The organism is Bartonella sp. CL71SXKL (assembly GCF_042194935.1).
In the GTDB taxonomy this organism is placed as follows: domain Bacteria; phylum Pseudomonadota; class Alphaproteobacteria; order Rhizobiales; family Rhizobiaceae; genus Bartonella.
The window spans coordinates 1-10,573 of sequence record NZ_JBHINI010000008.1; the positions used below are offsets into that span (position 1 = coordinate 1).

At 38.6% G+C, this 10,573-nt stretch carries 8 protein-coding genes; 5 read left to right on the forward strand and 3 right to left on the reverse strand.

What is annotated here, in order from left to right; all coding sequences use genetic code 11:
- Positions 1-398: 398 nt before the first annotated feature.
- Positions 399-2,387, forward strand: a complete 1,989-nt coding sequence (locus ACFILA_RS05525; RefSeq protein ID WP_375660788.1) for a M23 family metallopeptidase — start codon at positions 399-401, stop codon at positions 2,385-2,387.
- A gap of 926 nt (positions 2,388-3,313) precedes the next feature.
- Here ACFILA_RS05525 and ACFILA_RS05530 read toward each other — a convergent pair.
- The 3 genes from ACFILA_RS05530 to ACFILA_RS05540 form a co-directional block, all read right to left on the reverse strand.
- On the reverse strand, positions 3,314-4,744 hold the full coding sequence (locus ACFILA_RS05530) for a sensor histidine kinase (RefSeq protein ID WP_375631403.1): 1,431 nt from the start codon (positions 4,742-4,744) through the stop codon (positions 3,314-3,316).
- 224 nt (positions 4,745-4,968) lie between these two features.
- Entirely contained in the window at positions 4,969-5,523 is a 555-nt protein-coding gene (locus ACFILA_RS05535) for an RNA polymerase sigma factor (RefSeq protein ID WP_375631404.1), read from the reverse strand.
- Between the two features lie 7 nt (positions 5,524-5,530).
- Entirely contained in the window at positions 5,531-5,734 is a 204-nt protein-coding gene (locus tag ACFILA_RS05540; protein ID WP_015856821.1) for a NepR family anti-sigma factor, read from the reverse strand.
- A gap of 169 nt (positions 5,735-5,903) precedes the next feature.
- On the opposite strand from ACFILA_RS05540, the gene ACFILA_RS05545 reads away from it, so the two are divergent.
- The 4 genes from ACFILA_RS05545 to ACFILA_RS05560 all read left to right on the forward strand — a co-directional run bounded on the left by ACFILA_RS05545 (position 5,904) and on the right by ACFILA_RS05560 (position 9,604).
- Complete coding sequence (locus ACFILA_RS05545) at positions 5,904-6,698, forward strand: response regulator (RefSeq protein ID WP_273791319.1); 795 nt, start codon at positions 5,904-5,906, stop codon at positions 6,696-6,698.
- A 22-nt stretch (positions 6,699-6,720) separates the two neighbouring features.
- On the forward strand, positions 6,721-7,734 hold the full coding sequence (locus ACFILA_RS05550) for a sensor histidine kinase (protein WP_375631405.1): 1,014 nt from the start codon (positions 6,721-6,723) through the stop codon (positions 7,732-7,734).
- A gap of 1,010 nt (positions 7,735-8,744) precedes the next feature.
- On the forward strand, positions 8,745-9,110 hold the full coding sequence (locus tag ACFILA_RS05555) for a hypothetical protein (protein ID WP_273791326.1): 366 nt from the start codon (positions 8,745-8,747) through the stop codon (positions 9,108-9,110).
- A 44-nt stretch (positions 9,111-9,154) separates the two neighbouring features.
- Positions 9,155-9,604: a hypothetical protein gene (locus ACFILA_RS05560; protein WP_273791317.1), complete on the forward strand. Its 450-nt coding sequence runs from the start codon at positions 9,155-9,157 to the stop codon at positions 9,602-9,604.
- Positions 9,605-10,573: the final 969 nt, after the last annotated feature.

The window sequence follows — 10,573 nt, forward strand, 5'->3', positions numbered from 1 at the left end:
TTTTTTTTTAAATAAAATAACCCAAACATTTCCAATAAAATATTGTAACAAAAAATCCTATTTCAAGACATTATTGGTAAAATCTGCCTTCATAAAAATAAAACATGAAAACAAAAGGAGTTCAAAGAGAGCATGGCGCCTTTAAAGTAAAATATAGCACCCCATTGCAATGCATGAAAATAGGAAGTTGCCTAAGAATGAGTTAATCTCAATAACGCTTGTTTTATGCTACTTTAATAAGGAAATTTTTCTGCACAGGTACGATTTATAAAGACATTGCTGTATAAAGAGAATCGCATGATCTGTAATTTGTAAAAAGAATCAAATTCCTGTAGAAGCATGCTAAGCTATCTATCTAGCTTTCTTTATTTAATATTGAAAAGTACTCTTATAAATCTATGTGGGATAACGAACAACAAAAAAACGATCCTGGACAGGACCCTGCTCTTGTCGTCAAACGCTTGCGGCCTGCGCGCCGACAGGTCTCGGCTCGTTGGCTTACGGGAACCGTTCTGACAGGAATCACTTCCTGCATTCTTATGGGTATTGCACTTTTTACGGCTCTTGATGAACAACAGCGATTGGTAACACCACCACAATGGTTTACACAGGAAAACCTATCAGAATCACAAGACCCTGAGGCCAATGGGTATAAAGGTGATCGTATTTCTCCCACCCATGCACGGCAAAGCTTTGACAGAAAACGTCAATTTGAACTATCGATTCTACAAAAAAAAGGCGATGAAAAAGTCATTCAAACACAACATTTTGAATGGATTCGTATGGCTTTAGCCGAAAATCGCCCCCAGAAATATAGCTATCCAAAATTTGATTCTTTAAGCATTCTTGCCAGTGATTCGCAAAGTCAAAATATTGCACCACAAGAAGATTCTGGGCAGATTTACGGTGCAAAAATCGAAACAAAACTCACCTTACGCAGCTATGATTTTAAGGTAAATCAATTCGATTTTGATGACAGCGACACATTGACAGATGAAGAGGCACAACAAGAAGTGCAAAAAGCTGGATTTACTTTAGAAAAGAGCACCGAACTTCTTTCAGTTCTCACATTGATTGATCCTTTAAAGTTAGAAGATGCATCCTCCCCTTCCCAAGGCACAGAATCCCCTGAAGTTCGAATCGTTCAAGAAAATGTAACCGTTTCTCCTCAAAGTCACCGTATCGATCTGACGAAAAACTATGTTGAAGATATTATTCCTATTCGTAAAAAACAAACGATAGCCGATGCTTTCAAAAAAACCAGTTATACAAAAAAGCAAATTGAACAGGTTGTAAAAACGCTAGAAAAAATAAGCCTTTCCGATACTCTTAAAGAGGGAAGCCTTTTACGCATTGGTATCGTGACACAAGCTGGTGAAAAAGACCATCTCGTACGCGCAAGTATCTATCAAGGGATGCATCATGTTCTCACCATTGCCCTGAATGATAAAGGCCAATTCATTGAAAGCACAGAGCCTAAAATGTCTAAAGCGCTTAAAACGGCTTTTCAAAATGGTATTCCGCATTCTTACATCAATAGCGCGCAATTACCAACGGCTTATGATGCACTCTATAGTGCTTTGCTCAGTCATAATATATCACAATCTCTCTCTCATCGTCTTATTCGTCTGCTGGCCACCAATATTGACATGAAAAGTCCGATAACACCCAATGATCAGATCGAAATATTTTATGCCGTACCACAAAGCGATAAAGAAAACAAAAACGGCAAAAAGAACTTGAAAGCAAAGGAAGCATCCAAAAACGCTGATCCAGAAATTCGTTATATTAGCGCAACTTTTGGAAATACAACTTATAAATATTACCGTTATCAATTAAAAGATGGAAGCGTTGATTATTATGATTCTGAAGGGAAGAGTTCAAAGCCTTTCTTGCTGCGCAAACCCACACCAAATGGGATTTTTGGCTCCCCCTTTGGTCCACGCAAACATCCTATTTTAGGCTATATTCGCATGCATACGGGTGTTGACTGGGTTGCTCCTAAAGGATCGCCCATTATTGCTGTAGGAGATGGTATTGTCACAAAAGTAGGCGTAACAGGCGGCTATGGAAATCACACGGAAATTCAACATGCCAATGGATATGTCAGCAGTTATTCACACCAAAGTCGTTATGCACCAGACATCAAACCAGGCGTGAAAGTACGACAAGGACAAATTATTGGGTATGTTGGATCAACAGGAATGGCAACCGGTCCCCATTGTCATTTTGAAATCATTGTCAATGGCGTCAAAGTTGATCCCATGCGCATTCGTATACCGGATAGCAAAGCCTTAACCAATCAAGACCTACAAACATTCCTACAAGAAAAAAACAATATTGATTCTTTGATCAACAGCCCGATAGCACCCTCCGAAGAGACTTAAAGCATGAAAGCATCGGCATTTTCACGACTCAAAACATCTAAAAATATGCTTTAGCGCTTACTTTTCTCAAAGAGATTTCCGCACTTTAAATATCTATTAAAGGATACGTCGAAAGATGCCACCACCCAAGGTCGCATCACAATGATTAAAAATAAAACGCCCTCCCCTTTTCAGGTTTACGCACAATAGGTTTGCAGATTTACGCACAATAGAAAAGTGAAAAATATGAACCCCCAAAAGGCTAACTCTTCTTGTTTATTTTATCAAAACGATAAAAATCCCTTTGTTTTCCATGCAATAAAGTTTTAAATCAAAGGTGAGTTTTTCTAAAGAATGAAGATTCTAAAATCCATATCATTCTATAAACAACCCGACTTCTTGTTGAATAGATTTCACTTGTTGAATGTATGCTGTTCATAGCCCTAAAGGACGGTGTTTCATGAACTTTATGAGCAAGTTTTACCTAAGAGAATATTCCTTACACACTTTTACAAAAACACCCCATATTTAAAGTTTTAACAGCCCTTACAAAAAATAACAAAACTTAAAAAAACAATCTCTTCGCAAAGAAATAGAGCTTACGAATATAAGTATTATTATTGGCTTAAAGGAGCACTTATTCAAAATAAATTTAAAGGCTCACTTAAGCACTTCAAAGCTCTAAGACAAGGAGAACTTTGAAAGCCGATCATCGGAGTCAATAAAGCAAAAAAACAACGAGAGAGAAAATCAAACATTACACCAAAAGATAAAGAAGCAAAGTTGCCTTTCTTGAAGACAATCGATAATTTAATATTAAAGAGTGCTGTGTTCGCGCTACTGAAGCCGTATTTTTCCTTCTTCTTGTGAAAAGATGCCCTCCCCATACATTCACGATGAATGAAAGGCAGCTTACCACGAGCAAAGAGTTTAACCCTTTAAAAAAATCAGTCAGAGCTTTTTTTTGAACTATTCATGCTAAGTTTTGGCAAAGGAATAACAATCTTTGTGCCTCCTAAAGCAGAAGTTTCAAACAGAGGTTTTTCACCAAATTGCATACAGAGCTGTTCCACAACCACACGACCAAGTCCTGTTTTTTGTTTTAAAGTTTGGCTTTTCATTCCCACGCCATCATCTTCTACAATGAGCATCAATTGTCCATCTTTCTGGGGACCAAAGGAGATATAAATATGACCCGACCGTTGATCAGGAAAGGCATGTTTTAAGGAATTTGTCAGCAGTTCACCAAGGATAATTCCAAGTGTTGTCGCATCTCTTGAAGACAGGCGACAATCTTTAAAGTTGGTGTGAATGGTGATGTTTTCACGCAATTCAAAAGGAACTGCCAATTCGACATCATGCACAACAGAACTAAGAAACTCTGCCAATAAAGTCGTTTCCATATCATCACTTAAGCGCAAACGACGATGTGCTGTAGAAATTGTCTGAATACGATCACGTGCAGCACCTAGAACAGAACGTACCTCTTCATTTTTGCTCCGGTTTAACTGGAGCCCCAGCAAAGAAGACACCGTTCCAAGAGAATTGCCAATGCGATGGCTTGCATCCTGCAACAATATTTCAACCCGTTGGCGTTCTTTTTCAGCGTGATTACGTGCTCTTTCTAATTCTTGTGTTCGTTCTTTCACGCGGGCTTCCAGAGCGATATTTTCGCTATGAAGCAGCAATTGATACAATTTTAAAGAGCGCATATCACGATGAAAACGATTAATAACAAAATAGGCAGAAATAAAGGTACTTACAACGGAAACAATAGCCGCCAAAGTCAAAGCAGCCCGCATCAATGCGATACCCTCACGCTGTTTTTGTCGCACTACATCATCCCCATTAATAAAGCTTGTCATCAATTGAGCTAAACGTGCCACAGGAATCTTTGATACTTCCAAAGAGTCCGCATGAGAAGGTTGAGAAGGTTGTTCAGGAATCGCATCAAGAGCATGCATATGGGCATTCATAAAGGCTTTTCGTGCTTCAACCTCTTCTTTAAAAGCCGTAAACCATTTATACCACTGCGGATGCGCATAAACAATAAGTGCGATATAGTCGAGAATATTCCCCAACTCCCGCTCTGAATTTTCAAAACGTATTTTATCTTCCGCCTTGCGCGTTTTTGCATAGCTGCGATCAGCAACAGCCATATCAATCAAGCTAATAAGGACCAAATCAGCCTGTTCGCGCAATTCTGAACTTGTATTCAACTGTGCGATTTCTCGATCAACGGCATTTGAAAGCAACATAATAAAAACCGATGCCAAAAGAGCCATAACAAGAGAAACAACAATCGCACCCCACCGCCAGCGTGATATCGTTGCATCAGAAGAAGGCATTTGAGGCATCAAATTTGTTTTTGTTGTCATAGAATGTCCATTGGCGAACTTGAAAGTCGTCATTTTTCAGCACAAAGGAAGGCAACCTTATGGAACATAAAACCTAAAGCCCGTGAGAAAGTTTTATACAGGCTTTTCTTGTGTTCCTAAGGATACACGCCAAACTTCTGAATTTCCTCAGATACTGACTTTACTGTAATAGCTATAACGGGAATAAAAAAAACAAGGCTATCGATCATAATTATTATGCTTTTTTAGCCGTTAAATGAACACAATGTACTTCCAGCTGAGTAAGAATCAGGACCATAATCAGACTCACCATCCACCTTAAGAAGTTCTTGTAATCGATTACGCGCCCTGCTCACACGGCTTTTAATGGTTCCAACAGCACAACCACAAATAGTCGCAGCATCTTCATAAGAAAACCCCGATGCGCCAATGAGAATAATGGCTTCTCTTTGATCGGCAGAAAGCAAATTTAAGGCTTTTTTGAAATCTTGCAAATCAAGCGATCCATATTGAGCAGGATGAACAGCGACATTTTGAGTAAACACGCCATCGGTATCTTGAACTTCTCTTCCCTTTTTACGCATTTGACTATAAAATTCATTGCGCAAAATGGTAAAAAGCCAAGCTTTAAGATTAGTCCCCATCTCAAAACTATCTTGCTTAGCCCATGCCTTCATAACAGTATCTTGAACCAAATCTTCAGCTTTATCGTGCTTGCCACTTAAAGAAACAGCAAAAGCTCGTAAAGCCGGCAACACAGAAAGGAGTTCTTGTTTAAAGTTTTTCGCGCGCTTTGACATAAAGGATTCAAACCTTTTCCACATTGTTTAAGCCAAATTGCTCTGCGCGCTCCAACTTCTCTAAAAGCTCAAGCAAACACCGTGGCAGTGCCTCTTCTTGAATTTCCATGTAAAATTGACGTAACTTCCGTGCTATTTCGCTATTGACCCCGAGAAGATCATCTCCAACTGTAAATTGTGTGGTGAGATTTTTTTCATCACGGTCGTTCATTTTTCATCCCCCTAATCCATATAATATTGGTAGCACCGCGAAGAATTTTTTCGCCTTATAGTTGTAAATATAGCTGTCGGTAAAAAGTTCCATACAAATCAAGGAACTTTTTTATCGGTTGAGAATTTCAACCAACAAAGTGCTTGAAAGGTCAAAGGAGTTATAAATTATGTCATTATCAACGCGCATTGCCCCGCATCTTCCCTATCTTCGGCGTTTTGCCCGCTCTGTCACCGGTAGCCAATCCTCTGGCGATGCTTATGTGTCAGCGATGTTGGAAGCACTCATTGCCGACATCTCCATTTTTCCCAAAGCCTCCACTGACCGAATTGGTACCTATTGGCTTTTTTGCCATCTTTTTGACCAAACCACACCGAACATCCCAGAACCCCTGCCTCAATTTGGTCTTGAACAAAAAACCAGTGCCAAATTATCCTATCTCACGCCCCGTGCACGCCAAGCATTTTTGCTCATTGCCGTTGAAGGATTTCATGAACAAGAAGCCAGCGAAATCATGAATCTGGATACGAAAGAATTCCGCAAGCTTCTCAACCAAGCATCTATTGATATTTCTCAACAAATTGCCACTGAAGTAATGATTATTGAAGATGAACCTCTTATTGCACTTGATATTGAGCAAATGGTAGAAAGCCTAGGTCATCATGTTGTAGGAATAGCGCGCACGCGTGATGAAGCTGTCATTATGTATCATAAGAAAAAACCACGGTTGATTTTGGCTGATATTCAATTAGCCGATAACAGTTCAGGTATTGATGCGGTCAACGAGATTTTGAAAAATGACCGTATACCAGTGATTTTCATCACGGCTTTTCCCGAAAGGCTTCTCACTGGCGAGCGTCCAGAACCAACTTTTTTAGTGACCAAACCTTTTAACCCAGATATGGTGAAAGCGCTTATTTCCCAAGCTTTATTTTTTCAAGAGAATGCTTCTAAAGCGGCTTAGAACAGGGTAACATCTTAAAATTATGATTGTTACGCCTCTTTCAAAGCCTCCCATGGATAAATCTCATATGAGTGCGCTCATGCAAGCGATTCGTGGTGCGGATATTTGCGTTCTCTATCAGGCAACAAATCTGGTTTATTTATGGGCTGAAAACTTGCCCCACCATTTGCACAATAAATGGCGGGTTGGGTGTCGTGACAGCGACTTTTTTTCGCTTGACCTTGCAGACAATATGGAAACCATCAAACTGCAAGTTTTAGCCAGTGGCAAAATGCAAACTGTTGAAGCACGTTTTGAAGATACAAACAAACAAGAGATTTGGTACAAATTTTCTATTGATTGCCACCGCAATGATAACGAAGACATTATTGGTATTATCACCACCGGTGTCAATATTTCCGGCTTACGCCGCCGTGAACAAGTGCTTAAAATCCTTCTTCGCGAAGTCAGTCACCGTTCTAAAAATCTTCTAGCGATCATTCAAAGTATTGCCAGTCAAACCGCCCGCTATACTGAATCTCTTCAAGTTTTTTTACGAAAATTTCAAGGTCGTCTTCATTCTCTTTCTCATTCTCAAGATCTGATCACGGATTCCGATTGGCGTGGTGCTCAATTTCGCGAATTGGTCCAAACGCAGGCTTTAGGCTATTTAATGAAAGAAACAGAACGTTTTTCACTTGAAGGCGTCGATCCTTATCTTTTTCCCAATGCCGCTTTGCATATTGGTTTGGCTTTTCATGAACTGATTGTCAATTCTCTTTCTTTTGGAGCCCTTTCCCAAGAAAAGGGGAGCATCTGTGTACGCTGTGAAATCGAAACAAAACTGAATGGCAAAACGCAACTTATCATCACGTGGCATGAAAATTTTGAATCCGGCATCCCTCCCACAAACAATAAAAAAGCCTGTTTTGGTAGTGCCGTTCTCGAAAAAATCGTTCCCATTTCCGTGAATGGTTCAGCTTCCCTCAAATTGACACAAGAAGGAATTGTCTATTGCCTCTCTGTTCCTGATACTTATTTTGATATTTTTTCTTAAAAGAGCATTTTAAACAATGAACAAGAGAAGTTTCCCCTTTTTTAGTAAAATATCTCATCTGTTTATTAAGCACAAAGACATTTTCCAACCTCTTTAAACCAACCTCTATAGTCCCCCAATAGTTCCCCAAAACCTTAACGAAAAACCTTAACGAAAAACCTTAACGATGAGAACTGAAAGCTACATAAAATCTATTCCCGCTGTTAATCAACTTCCATCCCTCATATAACCGGCATATTTTAAAACAGAAACCAAAACGATAAAGAGCAAACCGTTTCAACTTTTACTATGCCAAATAAAAGCGAGCCTATTACCCATCTCTTTTTGTATAATTTTCGCAATGCGCATACAATTTTATTTTGGCATAATATGCAATTTCAAGGAGTAAAGCTAACATCCATCATCATTCTTCAGCTTTACGGGCTTAAAGCCTCCACGAAAACGACAATTAATTGATGAAAATTACATATTTTACGCTTTTATATATAGCATTCTATAATGGAGATATTCTCTTCAGGTACAATAGGACATTCTAAAACAGAATACACTTATGTCTTTCATTCACGCACTTTTTTAATATTTCCCAGCGCATCCACGCTCATTTCAAAACAGTATCTGTAAATAAGATATAATAGCCCCCAGCCCCCGTAAAGTGAACCATCAAACCCGCCCCTTGTTACGCCATATCCTTCTTTACCTTCATGCCCCTTTTCACTTCATAAAAGTAGTAGCTGAGCATCATCATACCATTTGTCTTTCATGTTACAACAGCCATTGACCTTTGAGAGCGTCCATAAGAGGCATTTTAGGCTTTTTTTCAAATATTTCTCATTGATACAAAGCCCCTACACACCCTTTTATGACGTGCAAACCAATGACTTTGATTAATTCACTATAGAATAGCATCTCAAAGGGGAACTAAAAAACTTTGAAAGCGTTTAACAGTGAAGAAGCCCTTAGGCTGACAAATTGCAGTCCGCTCTGTCAACCTCTCATTTGGAAAATAATTGATGAATCCCCTTGTTTTTATCCTCTTATTAGTTTCATGTACAGATGATTTTAATAGTTGCTATTCGAACAATACAATGGTTAAAATCTATCCAACGGCTCAAGCTTGTGAACAAGCCATGGTACCGTCCACAAAAAAGTTTGCACTTTATGGACAACAAATTTTTGCCCAATGTATAAACGTACATGCAAATTTGCATCAACAAGAAGTAAACTTGATCTGGTCTGTAACAAACCATGGAAATTTTCTTCTTAAAAGCCAAAACGTAAAGGACAAGGTGTCTACAGTCCACAAAGAAGATATTTTACCAACATCGCTTCCTCTTTTGCATTCTTCTTCCACAAACCTCTTGCACAAAAAACTTTAAAAGCATAAACCCATCAGATCTCAAAAAAATAATCAATGAAAGACATGATGGATAATAAGCGAATGCAACCTTCAAAAGACCATCACACAGAGCAAAATTCTCTGCCTCAAGATCTCCCTTTAGACCCTGCCGTAGAACGAGTGAGAAAAAAACTTATGGGTTTAATGATTATTTCCGTTTTAATAACGCTTTTCCTTATTCTAACCGTACTGTTTTTAATTGTTTATAAAGTGATAACAACCGGATCAGCGCCAAAACAAACCGAGTTATCTTCCTCTCCCAGCAAAAACCCACACGTTATCCATCATACGCTCTCTCTACCGGAAAAAACACAGATTTTGTCGCAAAGCCTCTCAGAACACAATATTGTACTGAAAGTTTTAACCCCTGATGGACAAACAAAATTTATGATTTACAATTATCATACCGGTGCTCTAATCGCCGTTCTTTCTGTTGAAACAACAAAAGAGAGTTCGAAGATAATGCCTCATTAAGAAAACTAACATCAATAAGCGCTTAACATAGCATCCTTGAAGATTTAACATTTTCTGCAAGCCGACACTATCACACGCTTTGCCAACTCGTGGGTGTTGCCAACAGCCCTTGGCGCTAGAGAGAGTTCATAAGAGCCATTTTTATTCCTTTCTTATACAAATTTATCCACACGGGCTCTCCCCGTTTGCAACGTGCAAGCGAATGTTTTTTGTTGATTCAACATGGAACAAATTTGGACATGAGAGAATTCTAGGGGCTTAGGGGCTCCAACCTAACATTCAAAACAATGAATTATTATTATAAATCAATGTGATAAGCATTAAATATACACCACACGGGCGACGGCGCGTTTTTTTACTGTATCCCCTCACTTAAATCTTGGAAAAGAAGAAACCTTTCTGTCAACGCATTCCATTTTTAAGAAAACTGACATCACTTGGGAAAAGCTAATAAACGTGCAAGAAATACCTCTTCTTGAGTGCAAAAATTCAACATATTAATTTATAGTGATGATTTATTTTGCATGTCAAACGAGAATCTCAAATACTGTATGATTCTCCCTTTCAAATCTGTTCGTAAGAAACTGAATCAAAATCATTTCTTTACATATCCCAGCAAGGAAATGGATGAATAAAAATACCTCTTATGAATGATCCGGTATCAAAAGAAGAACTGTTGCAACATTGAAAATTAAAGCAATAACGCCCAGCTTACATCTTTTATTAAGCAAAGATAGCCGATGAATTTCACATAATAGAATTCATGAACACCAACGCGAAATGGGCATAAATACATTGAACAATATTAAATATAAGTGTGAATTAAATAAAACAACGACATTGCGTTCTTCATAAAAGAACTGCCTCTTAAAATACACGGATGCGGTTTTCTCTGTATTCCCTTACTTAAATCCCAGCAAAGAGGCAATCTTTTCTGTCAACACCCTTTGTTAAGTCTCAATACTGCCC